This window comes from Embleya australiensis (assembly GCF_051903075.1).
In the GTDB taxonomy this organism is placed as follows: Bacteria; Actinomycetota; Actinomycetes; order Streptomycetales; family Streptomycetaceae; genus Embleya.
Genome location: NZ_CP182422.1, coordinates 1679925 through 1703061, shown reverse-complemented (window position 1 = coordinate 1703061; position 23137 = coordinate 1679925). Strand labels below are relative to the sequence as shown.

Here is a 23137-nt window from a genome sequence, read left to right as displayed (position 1 = left end):
GGTCCGGCCGAACGCTGCGTCAGCACGCATACCGTACGCGTGAGCGAGCCGGGCGGAGCGGGGGCGGCCCCGCCCGGCGGGGGTGCTCAGGCCAGGGACAGTGCGGCCAGCGCCGCGTTGACGATCGAACCCGGCAGCAGGTCGTGCAGTTCGTACAGGTCCTCGATCCGGCCGGTCTGGCCGAACTGGTCCACACCCAGCGGTACACACGGCACGCCGAGTGCCGAGCCGAGCCAGGCCAGGGTGTGCGAGGAGGAGTCGTGCACGGTGACCACCGGCGCGCGGTACGGGAACGCGGTACGCAGCGCACCGGGCGCGGACGGCGTGGTCGCGGTGCGCACCCCCTGGCGCAGCGTGCGCTGCCAGGCGGCGTAGAGCCGGTCCGCCGAGGTGATGTCCACGACATGCGCCGCGATGCCCTCGTCGCGCAGCTCGTGGGCGGCGGTCAGCACCTCGGGCAACACCGCGCCGGACGCGGCCAGGTACACACTCGGCGCGCCGGGCAGGTCGGGCGCCTCCAGGAGCCGGTAGCCGCCCGCGAGGACCTGCCGGCGCAACACCGCGTCGCCGAGCCGGGTCCGGGCGGCCTCGAACGGCGCCTGGTCGATCGGGCGGGTGGTGAGCCGGAAGTAGTAGGCGCCGTTGTCCGGTTCGACCCCGTGGTCCGGGCCGCCCGCGATCCGCCCCACCGCGTCGCACAGCAGCCAGTCGAGGGCCGAGCCGTAGGCGGGCTCGATCAGCGTGGTGCCGGGCAGCTCCAGGCCGATCGAGGCGGTGATGGTGGACTGGTGCGCGCCGCCCTCGGGGGCCAGGGTGACCCCGGAGGGGGTGCCGGCCACGATGAAGCGCGAGCCGGAGTAGACGGCGTGGATGAACGCGTCCAGGCCGCGGCACACGAACGGGTCGTAGACCGTACCGATCGGGATCAGCGGCTGGCCGGACAGGTCGCCCGCCAGGCCGAGCTGTTCGAGCAGCAGGAACAGGTTCATCTCGGAGATGCCCAGTTCGATGTGCTGCCCGCCGGGGCCCTCGACCCACTTCAGCGCGCCCTCGCCCGACCAGGCCCGGCGCTCGGTGGGGGAGAACACGCCGGTGCGGTTGATGAAGCCGGCCAGGTTGGTCGAGGTGGCCACGTCGGGGGCGGTGGTGACCAGGTACGGCGCGAGCGCCGGGTCGCGGGAGAGGTCGACCAGGACCCGGCCGAAGGTCTCCTGGGTGGACACCGGCTTGCCCATGCGCTGATTCGTCGAGGCGGCGACCGGCACGCCCAGCGGGCCCGGCCTGGGCGCGCGGGCCAGGTGCTCGCGGCGCTGCCCGGCCAGGATGCCCTCGGGTGTGGCGGCGTCGAAGCGATCCCACTCGGTGCGCTCGCTCAGGCCGAACTCCGCGCGCAGCGCCGCGACCTGATCGGTGGTCAGCAGCGCGGAGTGGTTGCGCGGGTTGCCCGCGAGCGGCAGGCCCCAGCCCTTGACCGTGTAGGCGAAGACCACGCTGGGCCGGTCGGTGACCGCGTCGCAGCGCCGGTAGGCGTCGAGCAGGGCGGCGATGTCGTGCCCGCCGAGGTCGGTGACCAGCGTGTGCAGCTCGGCGTCGGGCACGTCGGCGACGGTGGCCGCGACGTCGGCCGGCGCGCCGTCCAGGAAGTGCGCGCGCACGTCCGCGTCGGCGAGGCCGAACAGCGCCTGGTACTGCTCGTTGGGCATCGCGTCGAGCCAGGCCCGCAGCGCCGCGCCGCCGGGCCGCTCGAACGCGGCCTGGAGCCGGCGACCGTACTTGACCTCCACCACATGCCAGCCGGCCGCCTCGAACTGGCCGCGCCACTGGTCGATCCGGACCCCGGGGACCACCCGGTCGAGCGACTGCCGATTGAAGTCGACCAGCCACATCACGTTGCCCAGGCCCTGGGTGGCCGGGTCGGCGATGGCCTCCCAGATGTTGCCCTCGTCCAACTCGGCGTCGCCGAGCAGCGCGACGAAGCGCGAGGCCGGACGCGCGCCGAAGTGCGCGTCGACGTAGCGGCGGGCGGCCGCGCCGAACAGCGGCGCCGCCGCGCCCAGGCCGACCGAGCCGGTGGAGAAGTCCACCCATTCGCGGTCCGGGTCCTTGGTCCGGGAGGGGTACGACTGGAGGCCGCCCTTGGCGCGCAGCGTGGTCAGGTAGGACCGGTCCAGGTTGCCCAGGAGGTACTGGATCGCGTGGAAGACCGGCGAGGCATGCGGCTTGACGCTGATCCGGTCGGGGCCGTCGAGGTGGGCGAACCACAGCGCGGTCATCGCCGAGACCAGCGACGCGGAGGACGACTGGTGGCCGCCGACCTTGATGCCGTCGGCGTTCGGCCGGTCGTGGTTGGCCGAGTCGACGATGCGCGTCGCGAGCCACAGGACGCGGCGCTGGACGGCTTCGAGGACGGACAGGTCGATGCCGAGAGCGGACGCGGCGTGGTCCGTGTCGCTGCGGTGCATGGTCACCTCAAGATCGGTCGGGGTGGCCGAAGCATACGGCGATCGTCTCACCATGCGATACGCGCGCCGGGAGGCGGCGGGTGGGCGCGGCCGAGCCCCGGCCGCCCGGGGACCGGGGTCGGGGCGGCCGGCGTGGCCCTGTGGGTGGCGGCTCGCCTACGCGAAGCGCTCCCGGAGTGCGGCCAGGCCCGCTCCGTACGTGCCCTCGGCGAAGACCGCGTCCACCGTCTCCACCACGTCCGGCTCGCCCTCGTAGGTCGCCGACCAGACCACCTCGCTGCCGTCCGCGTGCGGATGTACCGCCAGCGTGCCGACGTAGTCCGTCACGGCCAGCGGCACCTGGATCAGCCGGTAGCTCATCCGGTGCGCGGCGTCGTCGTGGCTGAGCAGTTCCTCGCGCGAGAGCACCTCGCCGTCGATCGCGAACGCCCGTATCGCGCCCGGGGTGTTGGCGTCGCCGCCACCCTCGATCGTGCTCGGCGGCACCACCGGGTGCCAGTCGCCCAGGGCGCCGAAGTCGCCGATCACCGCCCAGACCCGGTCGGGTGTGGCGGCGATCACAGCGGAACGCGAAAACTCGTGCATGAACGAACTCCTGTCGGTTCGGAATTACGCGCGTGGAGGTGCGACGATGCAATTCGGCGCGCTTTCGGACGCGGTTTCGACCACGATTCGATCCGGGTCCGTGGCGGGTCCGCAATACCACCGGGTGGTTGGTGTCGGCCGAATAAATCACCCGACCGATGTGGCCTGTCTCCTGGACGCGGAAACCACTTGGCGCCTAGAACCGTTGCAGGGCCGGACGGGTCACCGAACGGACGAGGCCGGAAAGGGGCGGCGGGGACGTGTTGTACGGACTTGTGCTGACGGCTTTCGCGGCGGCCATCCTGGTGACCGCCCCGCGCGTACTGCGCCGGGCCGAACGCAGCGGCTTCAGCCCCCGACACGTGCAGCGTGCCTGGCGGGCCGCCGCGGGCGGGGTGCTCGCCTCGTTCGTGCTCGCCGTCCCCGTCTACACCCCCGACCTGTGGCAGGCGCCGATGCGCGCGGCCGGATTCGACCCGCGGATCGGCATGCCGCACGTGCCGCTGCCCGCGCAGATCACCGTCGCGATCCTCGCACTGCTGCTCGTGGCGTTCGGCTGGCATCGGGGCGCGGGCGCGATGCGCGACTATCGGCGCGCGCTGCGGGTGCAGTTGGACCGGCTGGAGAACTCGGCGCCGCTGCTCGACGAGGAGGACGGCGGCCGACCGCGCCTGGTGATCGTCGAGGACGAGGCGCCGCGCCTGGTGCTGCTGCCGTCCCGGCCGCCGCGCGTGGAGGCCACCACCCGGGCGTTGGACCTGCTGCGCCCGGAGGAGTTGAACGCGGTCCTGACCCACATGGCCGGGCACCTGCGCCGGCGCGACGCGCAATGGATGGTCTGCGCCGACACGTTGGCCGACGCGTACCCGGGGGTGCGCTTCTTCGCCGACTGGGCCGATCACGCGGCCGAACTGTCGGAGAAGGCAGCCGACGCCGACGTGCGCGGGTCCATCGCGCGGGCCAATCTGCGCCGGGCCATCGTCAAGCTGTCCGGGCCGGGCCAGGCGGGCGGGCCGTTCTGCCCGTGCTTCGCCTGGCCGCAGCAGCGCCAGGAGGAGCTGATCGTGCACCAGACGCACGCCGCGGCACACCCCGAGGTGGCCGTCGCGGGGGTGCGGGTGGGCGCTCCGGTCGCGTCGGCGGGGTTGCGGGTGCTCACGGCGGCGGCGCTGCTCGTACCGTCGGTGATCGTGTTGTCGCCGCACTTCCTGTACATCTGAGGTCGCCGGGGCGGGCGGGTCGGGGGCGGGAGCGCTGCGCGTAATCTGCGGCCCATGATCGACGGCGAAGTGTGGTTGCGTTCCGAAGGCGCCGAGGCGCGGATTCTGCCGGACGCCGGGTGCCGGCTCGGCTCGCTGCGGGCGTACGGGCTCGAACTGCTCCGGACGCGGGGGGAGCGGCCCGAGGAGTGGGGCAGCTATCCGATGGTGCCGTGGGTGGGCCGGATGGGCGGGGCCCGGTTCGAATTCGCCGGTGCGGTCCACGAGTTCCCCGCCGACGCGCCTCCGCACGCGTTGCACGGGCTCGGCTATCGGGCGGCGTGGAAGCAGGTCGCGGGAGACGCCGGGTCGGCGGCCTTCGAGCTCGCGTTGACCGATCCGTGGCCGTTCGCGGGACGGGTCGAGCAGACCTTCACGATCCGGCCCGACGGGCTGACCACGGTGCTGCGGATCGAGTCGGAGGCGGAGGCGTTTCCGGCCCAGGCGGGCTGGCATCCGTGGTTTCGGCGGCGGTTGGCGGTCGGCGAGCCGCTGGAGTTGTCCTTCGAGCCCGCCTGGCAGGAGGAGCGCGGGCCGGATCACCTGCCCACCGGCCGGCGGATACCGGTCGTCCCGGGGCCCCGGGACGACTGCTACGGAACGCCCGGCGGGCTGGACGCGACACTGCTCTGGCCGGGCGCGCTGCGGTTGCGGATGACGTCGGACTGCGATTACACGGTGGTGTACGACATGCCGGTGGACCACGTGTGCGTGGAGCCGGAGACCGGCCCGCCGAACGGGCTGACCGCGCCCACCACCCACCTGGTCCGCCCCGGGGAGCCGCTGATCGCCACGACGACCTGGACGTGGGCCTCCGTCGGGGCGTGAGCGGGCGCCGGCGGGCGTCCCGCGTCAACGGGGCGTCAACATGGGTTCATCGACGATCAAGGGCGCGGTAAGGGCGGGGTTGCCCGGTATGCGGTGGTCGTAGCGTCGGACTCAGGGCTCGCGCAGGGTGGCGGGGCCGGACTTCGGAGGCTGTCGTGTCGGACGTGTTGATCACCGATGAGGAACCTGCTGCTGCGACCACCGCCCGGCGCGTGCTGATCGTGCCGGTGCGGGCCGACGCCGGGGTGCGGGTGGTGCGGTTGTGCCGCGACCCCCTGGGCGCCCGGGTCCTGGTGGCGTTCACCTCGGTGGCACGGCTGCGGGCGGTGTTGGGCGTCGACCAGGAGTGGATCCGCCTCGGCACCGGCGCGGCCCGCTCGCTCGCGGCCGAGATCGGCATCCGGCACATGCTGATCGATCCGGCCCTGTCGGCGCCGCCGGTGGACCGCGCCTGGGACGAGGCGCGGCCGGCCGAGGGGGCCGAGGCGGGAGCCGCCGAGGTTGCTCCGGTCGCGTTCGATACGCGGGTCGTCCAGCCGGCGCCGGGGGCGCCTGCCGCCTTTGCCTGACTTTTCGTCACCAGCGGGTGATGGCGCCCGTGGTGCCCGGGATCGAGGCCGGCGCACACCACGCGATCCGTGCCGGCGGCGAGGACCGGAAGTTCGGCCTGTCCATCGCCCGGGGCGACGCCGAGTAGGCCGGTCCGCTCGTCGCCGCCCGCCCGACGCGCGCAACGGGTCGACGGGCCGGTCCGGTTCGCCGGCTCGTATTCGCCGGCTCGTACGTCTCAAGCCGGGTTTCGGATCGCCTCGATCATGCTCGCGAAGGCGTCGGCGCCGTGGCCCCGGGAGATCGCCCGGCCGACCACCGAGGCGAGCGCTTCGAGCACGCCGACGTCGAGGCCGCGCGATCCGGCGGCGTCCACGATGTGCCCGATGCCGGCCGCCTCCATCGCCAGGTCGCCCTGATCCCCGGGGAACTCGCCCGCGTCGATCTCGCCGGCCACCCGGGTCATGATGTCCGGCAGGATGCCGAGGATGCCCCGGGCGAACGGCAGGAACTCGCCCGCCGACACCCGATCGGCGCCGACCAGCGCGAAGGAGTGCACCAGGCCGGCCATCGTGGTGTAGAAGAAGTCCAGCAGGCCCAGGTCGTAGAGCGCGGCCAGGCCGTGATCCTCGCCCAGGAACGGGGAGTTCGGGCCGAGTACGCGCAGTGTCGCCGCGTGCTCGTCGTACCCGGCCCGCGCCCCGCTGTACAGCAGGAGGCCGCCCGGGGTGCCCACGACGGAGGTCGGCACCATGACCGCGCCGTCGAGATACGGGACGCCCACGCCCGCGGCCCACTCGGCGGTGCGCCGGGCCCGCTCGGGGGTGTCCGAGGTCAGGTTGACCAGCGTGCGGCCCGCCCACATGTCGGCGCTGCCGGCCTCGGTCGCGGCGGCCAGGATCGCGTCCGCGACGGCGTAGTCGGTCACGCATACGATCACCAGCGGGCTCGCGGCGACCGCGGCGGCGGGCGACTCGGCCCGCGCGGCGCCGCGCGCGATCAGGGTGTCGGCGCGGCCGGGGGAGCGGTTCCAGACGGTGACCGGATGCCCGGCGGTCAGCAGCGCGCCGGCGAGCGCGGTGCCCATCGCGCCCAGGCCGAGGACGGTCACGGGAATGGCGGACGAGGATGCGGCGGCGGACATGTCGGTCTCATTCCATGGCGGTGACGGGAACGCGCGGCGAGACCGTCCGGGGGTCGTCGTGACCGCCCCGGGAAGCTCGGCGCGCGTTCCCGATGTTGCTCGGGCACCGACCGCCGCTCAAGTACCCACTTGAAAGTCACCCACCGGATGAAGGGTAAGCATCCAGGTCAGAGCCCCACCATCGGCAGCTCCGACTCGCTGACGCCGCTCGGACCCGCCTCGACGCGGTACGCCCGCGCCTTGGGGAGTTCGGTCACGAACCGGTACGGCTCGCCGTCGACGAGGTGGATCGCCGCGCCGTCGTCCAGCGCGTAGCCGGGCGCGAGGGTGCCCGCCGCCACCGCCGCGTGATAGGCCGGGCGGCGGCCGGGCTCGCCGTCGTAGTGCGGGCACACGCTGCCCCGGGCCCAGCCGAGGCCGTCCGCGAGCGGGCGCAGCCGAGGTCCGTAGGAGTCGGTGATCCCGCCCTCGAACCAGCACAGCGCGCCCGCGCTCAGCCCGCACACCACCAGGTCGCGCCGGGCGGCGCGGGCGGAGAGCGCGGCGTCGAGGCCGTGCAGGCGCCACAGCGCGAGCAGGTTGAGGGTGGAGCCGCCGCCGACGTAGATCACGTCCGACTCGGCCAGTACGTCGGCGAGTTCGGTGTCGGTGCGCTTGAACAGGCTCAGGTGGTCGAGCGAACAGTCCCACGAGGCGAACGCGCCGCGAAACCGCTCGACGTAGCTGTCGGCGTCGCCGGAGGCGGTCGGTACGAAGCACACGTTGGGACGGGCGCGGCCGGTCAGGTCGAGGACGTAGCGGTCCAGCGCCGTCGCCCCGTCGTTCATCGAGAATCCGCCGCCGCCCATGGCCACCAGGTGTGTCGTCATCGGCTCATCCTGCCGCGTGCGCACCGCCCGCGACGAGGCATTTTCCCCCGGTACGGGCGCGGGCCGGCGCGCCGATCACCCGGCCCGCAGCCGGGCGGCGTCCGCCTCGGGGAGCCGGCGCACCGCCTCGCGGAACGTCACCCCGGACATCCGGGACCGGTGCGCCTCGGTCCACGCGATCACGTAGGCCGGATCCCGCTTGGAGATCTCCCGAAGCACCCAGCCGATCGCCTTCCGGACGAAGAACTCCTTCTCGTCCAGCATCGAATCCGCGTAGCGGTCGAATCGGACCAGGTCGGGCGCGCCGGCCCGGACGCCGGGCAGCAGGGCGAGCAGCGCCGAGCGACGCACCCAGAAGTCGGCATCTGCGGCCCAGGCGTCGGCGGTGCCGAAGTCGGCGGGCGTACGGCCCATCAGCGGGCCCGCGACCTTCTCCGCGAGCGTGTCCACATACACCCAGCCGGCCGCCTCCCGGATCAGCCGCTCGATCCGCGGCAGGTCGGCGCGGGTGAGCACGCGCAGATGGATCCGCAACAGTTCGATCGCCGCGAAGCGGCTCTCGTGCAGCCGCCGGGCCCACAATGCCTCGACCCAGGCGAGCAGTTCGGCCCGGGTCGGCGCGGGCCGGGCACGCGTCGCGGCGGTCACCGTCTTGCGCAGCACCGGCACCGTAACGCCGAGGAAGTCGAGATCGCTCTTGAGATACGCCTTCTCGGCCTCGGCGCGTGCCGGTGTGCCGACCGCGGCGAGGTCGGCGAGCAGGGCCGTGGTGGCTTCGTCGGGATCGAACATGGGCCCACCGTAAGCGGTGCGCGTCACGGTGTGCGGATGTGCGCAGGGGGTTCGGTGCGCTTGACATGAAGTCGACTTGAAGTTCGAGAATTCTCGCATCGCGATCGGGGGGAATGCGCTCCGGTCCGGTCTCCGTTGGCCCCGTCGGCACCGGCCCGTCCCGAATGGGCCGGCACAAAACCCAGGAGTGCACGATGCGCGCGATGCGATTGAACGAGTTCGGTCCGGCCGAGAACCTTCGCTTCGAAGAGGTGGCGACACCGGAGCCGGGCCCTGGCGAGGTGCGCATCGCGGTCGCCGCGGCCGGGGTACACCTGGTCGACGTGATGCTGCGCACGGGGCGGGTGGAAGGGCCTTTCCCGGAGCCGGAGTTGCCCACCACCCTCGGCCGCGAGGTGGCCGGCACCGTGGACGCGGTCGGCGCCGGGGTGGATCCGACCCTGGTCGGTCGCCGCGTGGTGGCGCACCTGGGCAACCGGGGCGGCGGCTACGCGGAGTTCGCGATCGTCGACGACCAGGCCCTGCTGCCCCTGCCCGACGACCTCGCGGCCGAGGTCGCGGTGGCGATGGTCGGCACCGGGCGCACCGCGATGGGCATCCTGGAGGTGGCCGCGATCGGCGCCGACGACGTGGTGCTGGTCACCGCCGCGGCGGGCGGCCTGGGCACGCTGCTGGTCCAGGCCGCGCACCGGCTCGGCGCGGTGGTGATCGGGGCGGCCGGCGGACCCGCCAAGGTCGAGGCGGTGGCGAAGACCGGCGTCGACCTCGCGGTGGACTACAACGCCGCCGACTGGGCCGACCGGGTGCGCGAGGGCTTCGGCGGGAGGCCGGTGACGGTGCTGCTGGAGAGCGTCGGCGGCGAGATCGGCCGCACCGGGCTCGACCTGGTCCGCCGCGGCGGTCGTGTGGTGACCTACGGCTGGTCCTCGGGCGCGGCCATCGCCGACCTGGACGAGGTCGCCGCGGCGGCCGGGGTGAGCGTGGAGAACCCGCTGGGCCCGCGCATGATGAACCGTCCGGGCGGCATCAAGGCCCTCGCCGAGCAGGCCCTGGCCGCCGCCGCGGCGGGCGAACTCACCCCGGCGGTCACCACGTTCCCGCTGGCCGAGGCCGCCGCCGCACACACCGCGCTGAGCGACCGGCAGACCGTCGGGAAGGTCGTCCTGATCCCCTGACGCCGCTCGATCGTCGAACGGCCGCCCCCGCCGCAGGCCCGCCGTTCGAGCGGCGGGCCGTCGCGGTGGTGCGGGTCAGCCCGAAGTGTCCCGGTTGGCTGCGCCGATCTCCCGCTCCAACGCCGCGAGTTCCGCCTGCTCGTCGGGCGGGATCACCGCGTCGAGGTCGGCGAACCCCTCGGGCTCCCGCTCGTGCGCGAGCATGAGCAGGATGCCCGGACCGGGTGCACGATTCGCCGCCTGGAGTGCCGTCGTCGCCGGTCGGCGCCGCTCCTCGTACCGGGCGAGCGCGTCGATCGGGTCAGCGTGGGCGGCCAGTTCGTGCGCGAGCACCGCCGCGTCCAGGATCGCCTGCGCCGCGCCGTGGGCGCCCCTCGGGAAGGTCGCGTGCGCGGCGTCGCCGAGCAGGGTCACCCGCCCGTCCGACCAGCTCGGCAGCGGGTCGCGGTCGATCAGCGGGTACTCGTACGCCACGTCCGCGTCGGCGATCACCGCCGGCACGTCCAGCCAGTCGAACTCCCAGTCGGCGAAATAGCCCACCACCGTGTCCGGTTCGGCCGGCCGCTGCCAGTCGCCGCGCTCGGGCGGCGGCCCGGCCGACGGCCGCTCGGCGACCCAGTTCAGCAGCGCGGGCCGCTCCCCCTCGGCCGCCCGCAGCGGGTGCGCGACGAACGTCCGCACGCCGTCCCCGGCGACGATCGTGGTGTGCCCGGTGAGCAGGTCCGGCGCGGGCGAGATCCCGCGCCACTGCACCCGGCCGTGCCACGACGGCGGCCCCTCGCCCGGATACATCAGCGCCCGCCCGGCCGAGTCGATCCCGTCGGCCGCGATCAGCACGTCGGCCTCGTCGATGACGATGTTCCCGTCCCGGTCGGTCAGTTCGACCGTGACCCCGGCCGCGGTCTGCGCGTATCCGCTCAGCCGCAGGCCGGTGCGCAGCGACTCGGCGCCCAGCCAGGCCAGTTGGGCGCGCACCAGGAGCATCTGCAATTCGCCGCGATGGACCGACAGGTGTGGCCAGGCGTGGCCGGCGGCCAGACCGCGCGGCTCGGTGTGGATCCGGCCGCCGAAACGGTCGTGGTGGACCAGTTCCGTGGTGGCCACCGAGATCTCGGCGAGGTCGTCGTACAGGCCCAGCGCGGCCAGTTCGCGAACGGCGGGTGGGGGCAGGTCGATCCCGACCCCGTGCGGGCGGATCTCCTCGACCGCCTCGTACACGGTCACGTCGGCGATACCCGCCGCGTGCAGACTCAGGGCGGTGGCCAGCCCACCGATGCCGGCTCCGGCGACGACAACGCGCACGAGTGCCCCTGTACAGGTGGAAGGGATGTTGTCGCACGCAGGGTACGCGTCGACCGCGCTCGCCCGTTCGGGGGGTCTCGCCGAACCGTGTCGCGGATCGTGCGCGCGGGCCCGGACGGCGGAGCATAACGGGACGCATGGGCCGCTAGGCGGCGAGAATCGGTGCATGGCCATCGCTTCGAGCAACCGCGCGAATCCCTCCGGATCCCCCGAACCCCGTCCCGATCTGCCCGAACTCCCTTATGCGGCATGGGCGGACACCCTGGACACGCTGCACCTGTTCGCGCAGATCGTGGGCAAGGTGAAGCTGGCCGCGAGCCATCCGCAGAATCACTGGTGGAACATCACCTTCACGGTCGACGCCCGCGGCCTGACCACCCGCCGGTTGAACGTGGCCGGGATCGCGTTCGACATCGCGTTCGACTTCATCGACCATCGTGTGGTCCTTCGTACCGATCGCGGCGAGGTGCGCGAGATCGCGCTCGTGGACGGGCTGAGCGTGGCCGCGTTCGACCTCGCCGTCCACGGCGTGCTCGCCGACCTCGGGATCGACGTACCGCTGCTGGAGAAACCCTTCGGGGTGCCGCACCTGACCACGCCGTTTCGCGAGGACACCGAGCACCGCACCTACCGGGCCGAGTACGCGCAGCGGTTCTGGCGCATCCTGACCTGGTCGGCGGACGTGTTCGAGGAGTTCATGGGCTGGTTCGACGGCAAGAGCTCGCCGGTCCAGCTGTTCTGGCACTCCTTCGACCTCGCGCTCACCCGTTTCTCCGGCAAGCGGGTCGAGCCGCCGATGAGCGGGGTCGACCCGGTCACCGCCGAGGCGTACTCGCACGAGGTGATCTCGTTCGGCTTCTGGGCGGGCGACCCGACCGTCACCTACCCCGCCTACTACTCGTACGCCGCGCCCAAACCGGACGGCGTCGAACGGCAGCCACTGTCCCCGCGCGAGGCGGCCTGGCTGCCGGACGGTTCGCGCTCCACGCTGGAATACGACGTGGTCCGCCGGGCCGAGGACCCGCGCCGCACCCTGCTCGGCTACCTCCAGTCCAACTTCGCCGCGAGCGCGACCCTGGCCGGCTGGCCGACCGACGAACTGCGCTCCAACTGGTGCCCCACCAGCGAACACCTGCGGGCGCTGGCGCGGGCCGGGCTGTGAGCGGCGGGCCGGCTCAGAAGCGGCCCTCGGCCCGCCTGCGCAGATCGCGCCGACGCGCCTCGCGGACCAGGGCGAAGCCGAGGACCACGGCCACCACCACGACCGAGGACAACAACTGCGGCCGGGCGTCGGCGTCGAACAACATCAGGATCGACACCGCCGCGAGCGCGAGCACCACGAACCAGGTCAGATACGGGAAGCCCCACATCCGGATGATCAGCCGCTCCGGATCCTCACGCTCCATCCGCCGGCGCAACACCAGTTGCGCGGCGGCGATGGCGAACCAGACGAAGAGCAACATCGCGCCGACCGAGTTCAGCAGGTGCTTGAACACCTGCTCCGGCCACCACACGTTGAGCAGCGCGGCGAGGAAGCCGAACGCCGAGGAGGCCAGCACGGCCGTCCGCGGCACGCCGTTGCCGGCCAGTCGGGACAACCCGCGCGGACCCTCGCCGCGCCGGGACAGCGAGAACGCCATCCGGGACGCGCCGTACAACATCGAGTTGAGCGCGGACAGCAGCGCGGTGAACACCACGACGTCCATCACGTGGGCCGCGCCCGGGATGCCGATGTCCTCCAGGACGGACACGTACGGGCTGCCCAGCCGGTCCGAGTCCCACGGGAGCAGCGTGGCGATGACCGCCACCGATCCGATGTAGAAGAGCAGGATGCGCCAGACCGCGGTACGCACCGCGCGGGCCACGTTGCGGGTGGGGTCGTCCGACTCGGCGGCGGCGATGGTGACGATCTCCAGGCCGCCGAAGGAGAAGGCGACCGCGAGCAGGCCGGCGATCACCCCGTCCCAGCCGTTGGGCAGGAAACCGCCGTTGCCGGTGAGGTTGTCGAGCCCCGGGGCGTCGGTGTCCGGGAGCCACCCCATGATGGCCAGCACGCCCAGCACCAGGAAGCCGACGATGGCCAGGACCTTGACCGTCGCGAACCAGAACTCGGTCTCGCCGAAGGACCGCACCGTGAGCAGGTTCGCGCCGGTGAACACCAGCATGATCACGAGCGAGAAGACCCAGATCGGTACACCCGGCACCCACCCGTGCGCGATCGCCGCCGCTCCCGACGCCTCGACGGCGAGCACGATGGTGACCATCCACCAGTACAGCCAGCCGACGGTGAAACCGGCCCACCGCCCGAACGCGGCCCCGGCGTACTCGGAGAACGAGCCGCTGCGCGGGACGGCCGCGGCCATCTCGCCGAGCATCCGCATCACCAGCAACACCAGCACCGAGGCCAGCGCGTAGGAGATCAGGATGCCGGGGCCGGCGGTGCGGATGCCGGCGCCGGTGCCGACGAACAGGCCCGCGCCGATCGCGCCGCCGAGCGCGAGCATGGTCATGTGGCGGGGCTTGAGGGCGTGGCCGAGGTGATGGGTGCCGGCGGGGGCGGGGTGGGCCGAGGCGGGGTCGGGCGGGGCGGCCTTGCCTGCGGTGCCTGCGGTGCCCGAGGTGTCCGGGGTGTCTGGGTTGCTCATGGTTGGCGCTGATCCTGGGGACGGGAACGGGCGTGCGACGGCCAGTATGGCCTAGCCCACATCGCCCCCGGCAAACCCGGACAACCCCTCGATGTTCGAGCGCCCGTCCCGGCCTCGGCGGCGCCCCCTCACGCCTCCCGGGCGTCGATCGCGGCGAAGTCGGGCTCGCGGCGCTCGGCGAAGGCGGTCAGCGCCTCGATGTTGGCGGGGCTGCCGAGCAGTCGGCCGAAGGCCGCGTCCTCACGGCGGCGGGCCCGGGCGACCGTGTCCCCGAGGCCGTCCAGGACGGTGCGCTTGGCCTCGATCAGCGACGGGATCGACTTGGCGGCCAGGATCCGGGCGTGCCTCATGGTCACCGCCATCAGCTCGTCCGCCGGGCAGACCTTGAACACCAGACCCATCTCCCGGCACTCCGCGGCGCTCAGCCACTCGCTGCTCAACAGCGCCCACATCGCGTTCTGCCGGCCGATCAGCTGCGGGAAGGTCACGCTGCTGCCGGCCTCCGGTGCGACCGCGAGCGAGGTGAACGGGCACTTGAGCCGGGCGGTGTCGGCCATGAAGGCGAGATCGGCGAAGCCCAGGACGGTCGCCCCGATGCCGAGCCCGAGTCCGTTGACCGCGACCAGGAACGGCTTGGGGAACGCCTGGAGGCGATCGACCATGCCGCCGAAGCCGTGTCGGCCCTTGACCTTGGTGCCGCTGTTGAGCTGCGCCATCTCGACCAGGTCGGTCCCCGCCGAGAAGGCCCGACCCGCGCCGGTGAGCACCACGACGGCGACCGCGGGGTCGGCGGCGGCGTCGATCAGGGCGTCGGCGGTCGCGTCGTACAGCGCCTCGTTGAACGCGTTGAGCGCCTCGGGGCGGTCGAGGGTGAGGGTCCGGACGCGGTCGGCGTCCTCGATCCGGATCACGGGTGCTCCTGGTGACGGGGTGGGGTGGATGCGGTCTCGGGTTCGATGGACAGGAAACCTTACTTAGTTGACCGAGTCAAGTGTCTCGGCGATCGGGTGGTCGCGGCACTTCGAATGGGTCGGTTGTCCCGTGCTTCACGTGCGTAACGGCCCGGTGACGTGGGAAAGTCCTCGGACGGTACGTCGGGAATACGGAATGCCGCGCATATCGGGTCTTGATCCATAGCCGCTAAGGAGCCGTCGTGGAGTTCGACGTCGTTGTGGAAATTCCTGCGGGCAGTCGGAACAAGTACGAGATGGATCGCCGCACGGGACGGATCAGGCTCGACCGCATGTTGTTCACGTCCACCGCCTATCCCGCCGACTACGGCTTCGTACATCGCACCCTGGGTGGCGACGGCGGCCCGCTCGACGTGCTGGTGCTGCTGGACGAACCGACCTTTCCGGGCTGTGTGATCCGCTGTCGCACGGTCGGGATGTTCGTGATGAGCGACGAGAAGGGTCCGGACGAGAAGGTGTTGTGCGTACCCGCCCGCGATCCGCGGCGGCACGCGATAGAGGACATCGCCGATGTGCCGGCCTTCCAATTGAACGAGATCGCGCACTTTTTCGAGGTGTACAAGGACCTCGAACGCGGCAAGTCGGTGGAGGGTTCGCACTGGGAGGGGCGGGACGCCGCGGAGAAGGAGATCGCGGCGGCGTACGAGCGGCGCGAACTGGACCCGGGGGAGTGGCCGTTCGAGGGGCGCTGAGGGCGCGGGCGGCCCGGCCCGATCGGGGACGGTCGGGCCGGGCCGGGTCGGCCGCGTGGGGTGCTTCGAGGGGTTACGCCCGGTGTACGACGCGGCCCGCGACCACCGTCGCGGTGACGGGGAGTTCCGGTAGGTCGTCGGGTGGGCAGGTCAGCGGGTCGCCGCCGAATACGGTCAGGTCGGCCCGGCAGCCGACGGCGATCCGGCCGGCCACCCTCTCCTCGCCCGCCGCGTAGGCCGCCTGCGTGGTGTAGCCGGCCAGGGCCTGGCGGGCGGTGAGGCCGGCCGAGGCCCCGTACGCGGCGCGGTCGATCTCGCCCGCCGGGCGCCGCAGTTGGGCGCCGGCCAGGGTGCGTCGCGGGTCGAACGCGGCGACCGGCCAGTCCGAGCCGAGCGCGACGTGTCCGCCGGCGGCCAGGATGTCCGCACAGCGCCAGGCCCGGGCCGCCCGCTCCGGACCCACCCGGCGCGACCAGTTGTCGGAGTGGTCGGGCAACGACCAGTCCATGTGCGTCGGTTGCATCGACGCCACCACGTCAAGCGCGGCGAAGCGCGGTACGTCGGCGTCGCTCAACACCTCGGCGTGCTCGATGCGATGCCGGGTGCCGAACGGCGCGGTGTGCCTGGCGTATACGTCCAGGGCGCGGGCCACCGCCCGGTCGCCGATCGCGTGTGTCCAGGCCGGCAGGCCCGCGCGGGCGGCGATGGCGACCGCATCGGCGTAGCGGTCGAAGTCCTTCCACTGGGATCGGTGCGACTGGCCGCAGCAGTCCGGCTCGTGCAGCCACGCGCCGCCGCCGTCGATCGCGCCGTCGGCGAAGAACTTGATCGCCGCGAGCCTGACCAGCGCGTCCGGCCCGCCCAGGGATCGCAGTTCGCCGATGCGCTGGGCCAGGTTGTCCACCTCGCCCGGCGGACACCACGGCGCGAGGTGTACCCGCATGCTCAGCCGCCGCTCGGCGTCGAGGCCCGCGAGCGTGTCGACCGTGCCCGGCGCGTCGTCGAGGATGTGTACGCCGGTGACCCCGTGTCGGTTCTGCTCGGCGAACAACTCCTCGACCCGGGCCAGCATTTCGCCGCGCGGCATCGGCGGTACCGCGCGGTAGCCCAGGAAGCACGCGGTCATCTCGTGCAACTCGCCGGTCGGACCACGCTCGTCGCAGACGATCTCGCTTCGGTCGGCGAACTCGCGCGGCCCGGTCAGCCCGGCCAGGCGCAGCGCGGCCGTGCTCAGCAGCGCGGTGTGGCTGTCCGCCATCCAGACGAACGCGGGCCGACCGTCCACGGCGGCGTCGATCAGGTCTCGGTGGATGGCCCGGCCGGCGAACGCCGCGTACTCGCCGCCGAAACCGACCACCCAGTCGTCCGGACCGCACGGCGCTGCCTGTTCGGCGAGGCGGCGGTGTACCTCGGCCAGGGTGACCGCGCCGACCAGGTCGGCCCCGCGGGTGCTGCCGGCGCCCATCACGGAGTGCTGGTGACAATCCGTCAGGCCGGGTGTGACGGTGTGTCCGACCGCCTCGATCACCTCGGTACGCGGGCCGATCAGCGCCCGGGCGTCGGCGCCGAGCGCGACGATCACCCCGTCCCGGACGGCGATCGTGTCCGTGACCGGTCGGTCCCGATCCATGGTCAGTACGTGCGCGTCCGGGACGACGAGGTCGGCGGTGGTCATGCGGTGCTCTCCACGGGGGTCGAGGGTTCGGGATCGGTGCCGCCGTCGGCGAAGCTCACGCTGATCCGCACCTTGTCCTGGGGGCGCTTGATCAGCAGGTACAGCACGCCGGTGCCGACCACGATGGCGATGCCGATGACGGCGGCCCACACCTGGTAGGCGGGGGCGTCCGGCGGCGCGAGGATCCTGCGCGGCCAGGCGATGTTGACGAATTCGAAGGCCAGCCAGGCGACGGCGAGCACGTTCAGCGGGGTGCCCCACCGGCCGAGCCGGACCAGTCCCGCGGGTGTCCAGGTGCCGCGCAGTCGGGCGATCAGCGCGGCCACGGCGATCAGCAGGAACTGGAGATAGATGGCGGCGCTGCCGAAGGTGATCAGGCTGCCGATCGCGGAGCTGTCCAGCGCGAGGAGCAGGGCCGAGCAGCTGATCGCGGAGGTGATCAGCAGCGCGCCCACGGGGGCCTGTCGCCGGTTGATCCGGCGCAGTGCGCGCGAGGCGGGCAGTACGTCGTCGCGGGAGACCGAGTACACCGCGCGGGCGGCGGATGCCTGGGAGGCGAGCGCGCACGCGATGAAGGCGATGATCACCACCACCACGAAGGGTTTGGCCGACCACGAGCCGAACGAGTTCACCACGGCGGTGGTGACCGGGTCCAGGTCCTCGCCGTGCACCACCTCGGCCGGATCGGGATGGGCCAACTGCACGGCGACGGCGTTCAGTACGACCAGGCCGCCGACGCTGGTCAGTGTCCACCAGATCGCGCGGGGCACCTGCCGGGCGGCGTCCCTGGTCTCCTCGGAGGAGGCCACGCACGCGTCGAAGCCGATGAACGCCCAGCCGCCGACCGCGAGCACGGTGAGCAGCGCCGAGGGGGTCGAGCCCCCGGACAGTGCCTGTGCGCCCATCGTCTCGGTGAGGATGCCGAACCCGTTCTCCCGGAAGAGCAGAAGGAGCGCCAGACCCACGCCGAGCGAGGCCACCGCCTCGGCCGCGATGCCCGCGGCGAGTACCACGCGCAGTACGTCGATGCCGAGCACGTTGACGGCGGTACAGCAGAGCAGGAAGATCGCGGCCACCGCGACGATGCGGCCGGGCGTGGGCTCGGCGTCGAACAGGGCGAAGAACCAGGGTGCGCCCAGGTAGACGATCGTGGTGTTGGCGAAGACCACCGCGCACAGCGCCACCCATCCGGCGAGCCACGCGTAGGTGGGCCCGAGCAGGCGACGGGCCCACTGGTAGGCGCCGCCGGCGATCGGATACTGCGAGGCCAGCTCGGAGTACACGCACATCAGCAGCGCCTGGCCGAGCAGCGCCACCAGGAGCACCCACACCCAGGCGGGGCCGGCGACAGTGGCGCCGACCTGGACGACGGCGTACAGGCCCACCACGGGGGAGACCGTCGCGAAGCCGATGGCGAGGTTGCCCAGCACGCCGAGGCCGCGCTTGAGCTCCTGCTCGTAGCCCAGCTCGCCGAGCCGCGCGGCGTCGTGGTCGGGCGCCTTGCCGGTGGGGGTCGGTGGGCGAGAAGTGCCGTGGTTCATCGGGACCTCGCAACGGGAACGAATAAAACTTACTTAGTTAGTTTGAGGACCATAGCTCCCGGCCGGGTGTAGGGGAAGGGGTCGATTCCGGCTAGGTTGGCGACGCGGAGTGACCGACGACGGCGCTCGCGAACGGCACGAGGTGAGCGCACGATGGGTCGACCCAACCGCCCCAAACTCGACCGGGAACTGATCGCCCGCGCGGCGGTGGAGCTCGTCGACGAACACGGCATGGGCGCGCTCACCATGCGGGCGCTGGCCACCCGGTTGGACGTGCGGGGGCCGTCGCTGTACAACCACGTGTCGTCGAAGGAGGAACTGCTCGACGTGATCACCGTGGTGATCACGAGGGAGATAGACCACGCCCCGCTGGACGACCCGGACTGGCGGGTCGGCATCACCGCCTTCGCCCGCGGCTACCGCGCCGCGTACCTGCGCCACCCCGACGCGCTCCCGGTGATCGCCCGCCGACCGGTGTCCACGGAGCAGGCCCTGTCGGCCTACGACGCCGTCGCCCGCACGCTGATCCGGATCGGCCTCCCGCCCGCCGAGGCGGCCGAATTCTCGGCGGCGCTCGACTACCTGGTGGTCGGGTCGGTGATCGAGACGTACGAGGAGGGCTTCACCCGGCCGGCCGAGGAGTACGGGGCCGAGTACCCGTCACTGGCCCGCTCCCTGGCCGCCGGCGACCGCGACACCCTCAATACCCGCGGCTTCGACACGGGCCTGCGACTCCTCCTGGACGGCTTGGCCGCCCGCCTGGAGAACTGACCCCCGCGGGCCGCCGATCGAGGCGGGCGGGGCGGGGGCCGCGGTGTCGGGGCGGGGCCGTGGCGTCGGCGTCGGGCGCGGGGCGTTGACACCGCTCTATTGAATGCCGTTCAATCTGGATTGAACGGCATTCAATACGGAGGTTCGTATGCGGCTGACGCCCACCGAGCGGGATCGGTTGCTGATCTTCACAGCCGCCGAGTTGGCCCGGGCGCGGCGTGCCCGGGGGCTGCTTTTGAACGTGCCCGAGGCGGCCGCGTTGATCGCGGACACGGTGTGTGAGGCGGCTCGGGACGGGGCGCGGCTCGCCGACGCGATCGAGGCGGGGCGGTCGGTGCTCGGTGTCGCCGATGTGCTGCCCGGGGTGGTGGACGTGTTGGCCGACGTCAAGGTCGAGGCGGTGTTCGACGACGCGACGCGGCTGGCCGTGGTGACCGACCCGTTCCGCTCCGGCGAGGGCCTGCCGGTCGGTGCGGGTGAGGTGCACTGTCACGGGCACGGTTCGCGCTCGGGGGCGGTTGCCGCGCCGGTGTCCGGGCCCGGCTCGTTGGGGGACGACGCGCCGGGGGCGGTGATTCCCGGTGGGCCGGCGGTCGACCCGTACGCGGACGCCGATCTGGTCCGGGTGCCGGTGACCAATACGTCCGACGTGCCGATCAGCGTCACCTCGCACTTCCACTTCTTCGAGACCAACCCGCGCCTGCGCTTCGACCGGGCGGCGGGGTACGGCCGTCGGCTGGCCATCCCGGCCGGTTCCACCGTGCGGTTCGATCCGGGCGCGACGGTCGAGGTACGGCTGGTGCCGATCGCCGGCGCGCGGGTCGCGATCGGCTTCGCGGGGCTGGTGGACGGGCCGTTGGACGCGCCGGGCGCGCGTGAGGAGGCGCTGCGTCGGGCGTACGCGTGCGGGTATCTGGGCGCGGAGCCGGTCGGCGGTGCGGCTTCGGGCTCCGGGTCCGATCCGGCGGCGGGTTCCGGGAAAGCGCCCGGCTCCGATGCGACGTGGGGTTTCGGTGACGGTGGGGAGCGGGGTGCGCTGTGAGTGGCGGTGGTGATGTGATGGATCCGCGTGACTACGCGTCCACGTACGGTCCGCGGGCCGGGGATCGCATGCGGCTCGGGGATTCCGGGCTGGTGATCGAGATCGAGCACGACTCGGCGCTGCCGGGTGACGAGTTTCTCGCGGGCTTCGGCAAGACCGCCCGGGACGGGCTGCATCTGCGGGCGATTCCGGTGCGCGACACCTGCGACGTGGTGATCTCCAACGTCGTGGTGATCGATGCGATCCAGGGCATTCGTAAGGTCTCGATCGGCATTCGCGAGGGGCGGATCGCCTCGATCGGGCGAGCCGGCAACCCCGATACCCAGGACGGCGTCGAGGTGGTCGTCGGCACCGGCACCACGATCGTCAGCGGCGAGGGGCTGATCGCCACCGCCGGCGCGATCGACACGCACGTGCACCTGCTTTCGCCGCGGATCATGGAGGCGTCGCTGGCCTCCGGGGTGACCACGCTGGTCGGCCAGGAGTTCGGGCCGGTCTGGGGCGTCGGGGTGAACTCGCCCTGGGCGCTGCGGAACGCGTTCGCGGCGTTCGATGCCTGGCCGGTCAACATCGCCTTCCTGGCCCGGGGTTCGTCGTCGGGCCGGGGGCCGCTGGACGAGGCGTTGATCGAGGGCGGGGCGTCCGGCTTCAAGGTGCACGAGGACATGGGCGCGCACGCCCGCGCCCTGGACACCGCGTTGCGGGTGGCCGAAGATCACGACGTACAGGTCGCGTTGCACACCGACGGCCTCAACGAGTGCCTGTCCGTGGACGACACGCTCTCCGTGCTGGACGGGCGCACGATCCACGCGTACCACATCGAGGGTTGCGGCGGCGGCCACGTGCCGAACGTGATGCGGATGGCCGGAGTGGCCAACGTGATCGGCTCCTCGACCAACCCGACGCTGCCGTTCGGGCGGGACGCCCTCGGCGAGCACTTCGGCATGATCGTCTCCGCGCACGGGCTCAAGACCGACCTGCCGGGCGACGCCGCGATGGCCCGGGACCGGATTCGGGCCGGGACGATGGGCGCCGAGGACGTACTGCACGACCTCGGGGTCATCCCGATCACCTCGTCGGACGCGCAGGGCATGGGGCGCGCGGGGGAGACCGTGCGGCGGACGTTCGCGATGGCCGGGAAGATGAAGCTGGAGCGCGGCGCCGAGCACGAACGGCACGACAACGCGCGGGTCATGCGCTATATCGCCAAGCTCACCATCAACCCGGCGATCGCGCACGGCCTCGCGCACGAGGTCGGCTCGATCGAGGTGGGCAAGATGGCCGACATCGTGTTGTGGCAGCCGCAATGGTTCGGCGCCAAGCCGCAGTTGGTGCTCAAGAGCGGATTCCCGGCGTACGGCGTGGTGGGCGATCCGAACGCCTCCACCGACAACTGCGAACCGCTGGTCATGGGCCCGCAGTTCGGCGCACACGGGGCGGCGCCGGCCGAGTTGTCGGTGGCGTTCACCTCGCAGGCCGCCGCGGCGACGGGCGGCGACCTGATGCCGACCCGGCGGCGCCGGGTGGGCGTACGGGGCACCCGGGGCATCGGCCCCGCTGCGATGATCCACAACAACCGCCTGGCGGAGGTCCGGGTCGCCGCGGACACCGGTCTGGTGACGATGGACGGCGAGCCCGTGATGTCGGAGGCCGCCGAATCGGTGTCGTTGAACCGGCTGTATTTCCTGTAGCGGTCGTAGGTCCCGTGATGTCCAGTGATGTCCCGTGGTTCCCGACGAAGGACGAAAGAAGCGATGACATGACGAACACCCCCGTCGCCGACGGCTTTTCGATGCCGGCGGAGTGGGTGCCGCACGAGCGCACCTGGATGGCCTGGCCCAGCCGCAACGAGACCTTCGCCGAGGAGGACCTGCACACCGCGCGCGCCGCGTGGGGCCGGGTGGCCGGGACGATCGCCCGCTACGAGCCGGTCACGCTGATCACCGACCTGGGCGAGTCGGACACCGTGGCGCGCTACGTCGACCAGCCGCTGACCGTGCTGGAGAAGCCGCTCGACGACGCGTGGATGCGCGACATCGGGCCGACCTTCCTGACCGACGGCCGGGGTGGCATCGCCGCCGCCGACTGGGTGTTCAACGGGTGGGGCGCCCAGGAGTGGGCCTCGTGGGAGCACGACCGGCACATCGCGGAGCATGTGATCGAGGCGGCCGGCGTACGTCGTTACGCGTCGCGGATGGTCAACGAGGGTGGCGGCATCCACGTCGACGGCGAGGGAACGGTGCTGATCACCGAGACCGTGCAACTCGACGAGGGCCGCAACCCCGGGTGGACCAGGGAGCAGGTCGAGGCCGAACTGAAGGCGTTCCTCGGGGTGCGGAAGGTGATCTGGCTGCCGCGCGGACTCACCCGCGACTACGGCCTGTACGGCACCCGGGGTCACATCGACATCGTCGCGTCGTTCGCCCGACCGGGCCTGGTCCTCGTCCACGTGCAGCCCGATCCGGCGCACCCGGACCACGAGGTGGGCAAGGAGAACGCGGCCCTGCTGCGCGCGGCCACCGATGCGAAGGGGCGTTCGCTCGACGTCGTGGAGATCCCGGCGCCGACGGTGCTCGAAGCCCACGACGACTGGGTCGACTTCAGCTACATCAACCACTATGTGGCCAACGGCGCGGTGATCCTGTGCGCGTTCGACGACCCTCGGGACGAGGAGAACGCCGCGACCTTCGGCAAGCTCTTCCCGGGCCGCGCCATCGAACTCGTGGACGCCCGCGACATCTTCGCCAACGGCGGTGGCATCCACTGCATCACCCAGCAGCAGCCGAGGGCCTGACGGGCCCGGTGGCGGGCGTCCGGTCGGCACGTGGCCGACCG

Annotated in this window: 20 protein-coding genes; 10 read left to right on the top strand and 10 right to left on the bottom strand. The window is 72.4% G+C overall.

The genetic code is table 11. The annotated features are described in order from the left end of the window. Window positions 1–86: 86 nt before the first annotated feature. Together ACMXN5_RS07045 and ACMXN5_RS07040 are read right to left on the bottom strand one after the other, a co-directional pair. Complete coding sequence (locus ACMXN5_RS07045; RefSeq protein WP_439674523.1) at window positions 87–2462, bottom strand: transketolase-like TK C-terminal-containing protein; 2376 nt, start codon at window positions 2460–2462, stop codon at window positions 87–89. 156 nt (window positions 2463–2618) lie between these two features. After that, window positions 2619–3047, bottom strand: coding sequence for an SRPBCC family protein (locus ACMXN5_RS07040; protein ID WP_380008286.1), 429 nt, complete (start codon window positions 3045–3047; stop codon window positions 2619–2621). 260 nt (window positions 3048–3307) lie between these two features. Between ACMXN5_RS07040 and ACMXN5_RS07035 the strand changes: the two genes are divergently transcribed. From ACMXN5_RS07035 to ACMXN5_RS07025, 3 genes are all read left to right on the top strand, one after another. Next, complete coding sequence (locus ACMXN5_RS07035; protein WP_395785734.1) at window positions 3308–4267, top strand: hypothetical protein; 960 nt, start codon at window positions 3308–3310, stop codon at window positions 4265–4267. Window positions 4268–4321: 54 nt separating this feature from the next. After that, complete coding sequence (locus ACMXN5_RS07030) at window positions 4322–5134, top strand: aldose 1-epimerase (protein WP_439674522.1); 813 nt, start codon at window positions 4322–4324, stop codon at window positions 5132–5134. A gap of 164 nt (window positions 5135–5298) precedes the next feature. Beyond that, window positions 5299–5703: an SAV_915 family protein gene (locus ACMXN5_RS07025; RefSeq protein WP_439674521.1), complete on the top strand. Its 405-nt coding sequence runs from the start codon at window positions 5299–5301 to the stop codon at window positions 5701–5703. A 218-nt stretch (window positions 5704–5921) separates the two neighbouring features. Here ACMXN5_RS07025 and ACMXN5_RS07020 read toward each other — a convergent pair whose 3' ends face one another. The 3 genes from ACMXN5_RS07020 to ACMXN5_RS07010 all read right to left on the bottom strand — a co-directional run bounded on the left by ACMXN5_RS07020 (window position 5922) and on the right by ACMXN5_RS07010 (window position 8488). Next, complete coding sequence (locus ACMXN5_RS07020) at window positions 5922–6827, bottom strand: NAD(P)-dependent oxidoreductase (RefSeq protein ID WP_439674520.1); 906 nt, start codon at window positions 6825–6827, stop codon at window positions 5922–5924. 167 nt (window positions 6828–6994) lie between these two features. After that, complete coding sequence (locus ACMXN5_RS07015) at window positions 6995–7696, bottom strand: Type 1 glutamine amidotransferase-like domain-containing protein (RefSeq protein ID WP_395785744.1); 702 nt, start codon at window positions 7694–7696, stop codon at window positions 6995–6997. Window positions 7697–7771: 75 nt separating this feature from the next. Next, complete coding sequence (locus ACMXN5_RS07010) at window positions 7772–8488, bottom strand: DNA alkylation repair protein (RefSeq protein WP_439674518.1); 717 nt, start codon at window positions 8486–8488, stop codon at window positions 7772–7774. A 194-nt stretch (window positions 8489–8682) separates the two neighbouring features. Here ACMXN5_RS07010 and ACMXN5_RS07005 point away from each other — a divergent pair, with 194 nt between their 5' ends. After that, window positions 8683–9663 (top strand): zinc-binding dehydrogenase, encoded by a 981-nt coding sequence (locus ACMXN5_RS07005; protein ID WP_439674517.1) that lies wholly within the window; start codon window positions 8683–8685, stop codon window positions 9661–9663. A 75-nt stretch (window positions 9664–9738) separates the two neighbouring features. Here the strand turns inward: ACMXN5_RS07005 and ACMXN5_RS07000 are convergent, their stop codons facing one another. Next, window positions 9739–10965: an FAD-dependent monooxygenase gene (locus ACMXN5_RS07000; protein ID WP_439674516.1), complete on the bottom strand. Its 1227-nt coding sequence runs from the start codon at window positions 10963–10965 to the stop codon at window positions 9739–9741. A 166-nt stretch (window positions 10966–11131) separates the two neighbouring features. On the opposite strand from ACMXN5_RS07000, the gene ACMXN5_RS06995 reads away from it, so the two are divergent. After that, window positions 11132–12127 carry a DUF5996 family protein gene (locus ACMXN5_RS06995; protein WP_439674514.1) on the top strand — a complete coding sequence of 332 codons (996 nt, stop codon included), beginning with the start codon at window positions 11132–11134 and terminating at the stop codon, window positions 12125–12127. Window positions 12128–12140: 13 nt separating this feature from the next. Here the strand turns inward: ACMXN5_RS06995 and ACMXN5_RS06990 are convergent, their stop codons facing one another. Together ACMXN5_RS06990 and ACMXN5_RS06985 are read right to left on the bottom strand one after the other, a co-directional pair. Continuing rightward, a complete protein-coding gene (locus tag ACMXN5_RS06990; RefSeq protein ID WP_439674513.1) occupies window positions 12141–13610 on the bottom strand; it encodes an amino acid permease in 1470 nt (489 codons plus the stop codon). Between the two features lie 128 nt (window positions 13611–13738). Further along, entirely contained in the window at window positions 13739–14521 is a 783-nt protein-coding gene (locus ACMXN5_RS06985; RefSeq protein WP_439674512.1) for an enoyl-CoA hydratase/isomerase family protein, read from the bottom strand. A 242-nt stretch (window positions 14522–14763) separates the two neighbouring features. On the opposite strand from ACMXN5_RS06985, the gene ACMXN5_RS06980 reads away from it, so the two are divergent. Then, complete coding sequence (locus tag ACMXN5_RS06980) at window positions 14764–15273, top strand: inorganic diphosphatase (RefSeq protein WP_439674511.1); 510 nt, start codon at window positions 14764–14766, stop codon at window positions 15271–15273. A gap of 73 nt (window positions 15274–15346) precedes the next feature. On the opposite strand, the gene ACMXN5_RS06975 is transcribed toward ACMXN5_RS06980, so the two are convergent. Both ACMXN5_RS06975 and ACMXN5_RS06970 read right to left on the bottom strand, forming a co-directional pair. Further along, the gene (locus ACMXN5_RS06975) at window positions 15347–16948 is read right to left on the bottom strand and encodes an amidohydrolase (RefSeq protein WP_439674510.1); all 1602 of its coding nucleotides are present in this window, start codon (window positions 16946–16948) and stop codon (window positions 15347–15349) included. After that, on the bottom strand, window positions 16945–18489 hold the full coding sequence (locus ACMXN5_RS06970; protein ID WP_439674509.1) for an APC family permease: 1545 nt from the start codon (window positions 18487–18489) through the stop codon (window positions 16945–16947). Before ACMXN5_RS06970 ends, ACMXN5_RS06975 begins: the two co-directional genes overlap by 4 nt. Before the next feature lie 153 nt (window positions 18490–18642). Between ACMXN5_RS06970 and ACMXN5_RS06965 the strand changes: the two genes are divergently transcribed. The 4 genes from ACMXN5_RS06965 to ACMXN5_RS06950 all read left to right on the top strand — a co-directional run bounded on the left by ACMXN5_RS06965 (window position 18643) and on the right by ACMXN5_RS06950 (window position 23096). Beyond that, on the top strand, window positions 18643–19260 hold the full coding sequence (locus tag ACMXN5_RS06965; protein ID WP_439674508.1) for a TetR/AcrR family transcriptional regulator C-terminal domain-containing protein: 618 nt from the start codon (window positions 18643–18645) through the stop codon (window positions 19258–19260). Between the two features lie 148 nt (window positions 19261–19408). Beyond that, window positions 19409–20302: an urease subunit gamma gene (gene ureA / locus ACMXN5_RS06960; RefSeq protein WP_439674507.1), complete on the top strand. Its 894-nt coding sequence runs from the start codon at window positions 19409–19411 to the stop codon at window positions 20300–20302. 17 nt (window positions 20303–20319) lie between these two features. Continuing rightward, complete coding sequence (locus tag ACMXN5_RS06955; RefSeq protein WP_395785768.1) at window positions 20320–21993, top strand: urease subunit alpha; 1674 nt, start codon at window positions 20320–20322, stop codon at window positions 21991–21993. Between the two features lie 68 nt (window positions 21994–22061). Next, the gene (locus tag ACMXN5_RS06950) at window positions 22062–23096 is read left to right on the top strand and encodes an agmatine deiminase family protein (protein ID WP_439674506.1); all 1035 of its coding nucleotides are present in this window, start codon (window positions 22062–22064) and stop codon (window positions 23094–23096) included. Window positions 23097–23137 lie beyond the last annotated feature (41 nt).

Bases quoted from the DNA above. Each gene is read 5' to 3' on its own strand.
- ACMXN5_RS07045 (WP_439674523.1), bottom strand. From the start codon at position 2,462: ATGCACCGCAGCGACACGGACCACGCCGCGTCCGCTCTCGGCATCGAC.
- ACMXN5_RS07040 (WP_380008286.1), bottom strand. From the start codon at position 3,047: ATGCACGAGTTTTCGCGTTCCGCTGTGATCGCCGCCACACCCGACCGG.
- ACMXN5_RS07030 (WP_439674522.1), top strand. From the start codon at position 4,322: ATGATCGACGGCGAAGTGTGGTTGCGTTCCGAAGGCGCCGAGGCGCGG.
- ACMXN5_RS07020 (WP_439674520.1), bottom strand. From the start codon at position 6,827: ATGTCCGCCGCCGCATCCTCGTCCGCCATTCCCGTGACCGTCCTCGGC.
- ACMXN5_RS07015 (WP_395785744.1), bottom strand. From the start codon at position 7,696: ATGACGACACACCTGGTGGCCATGGGCGGCGGCGGATTCTCGATGAAC.
- ACMXN5_RS07010 (WP_439674518.1), bottom strand. From the start codon at position 8,488: ATGTTCGATCCCGACGAAGCCACCACGGCCCTGCTCGCCGACCTCGCC.
- ACMXN5_RS07005 (WP_439674517.1), top strand. From the start codon at position 8,683: ATGCGCGCGATGCGATTGAACGAGTTCGGTCCGGCCGAGAACCTTCGC.
- ACMXN5_RS06995 (WP_439674514.1), top strand. From the start codon at position 11,132: ATGGCCATCGCTTCGAGCAACCGCGCGAATCCCTCCGGATCCCCCGAA.
- ACMXN5_RS06990 (WP_439674513.1), bottom strand. From the start codon at position 13,610: ATGAGCAACCCAGACACCCCGGACACCTCGGGCACCGCAGGCACCGCA.
- ACMXN5_RS06975 (WP_439674510.1), bottom strand. From the start codon at position 16,948: ATGACCACCGCCGACCTCGTCGTCCCGGACGCGCACGTACTGACCATG.
- ACMXN5_RS06970 (WP_439674509.1), bottom strand. From the start codon at position 18,489: ATGAACCACGGCACTTCTCGCCCACCGACCCCCACCGGCAAGGCGCCC.
- ACMXN5_RS06965 (WP_439674508.1), top strand. From the start codon at position 18,643: ATGGGTCGACCCAACCGCCCCAAACTCGACCGGGAACTGATCGCCCGC.
- ureA (WP_439674507.1), top strand. From the start codon at position 19,409: ATGCGGCTGACGCCCACCGAGCGGGATCGGTTGCTGATCTTCACAGCC.
- ACMXN5_RS06955 (WP_395785768.1), top strand. From the start codon at position 20,320: ATGGATCCGCGTGACTACGCGTCCACGTACGGTCCGCGGGCCGGGGAT.
- ACMXN5_RS06950 (WP_439674506.1), top strand. From the start codon at position 22,062: ATGACGAACACCCCCGTCGCCGACGGCTTTTCGATGCCGGCGGAGTGG.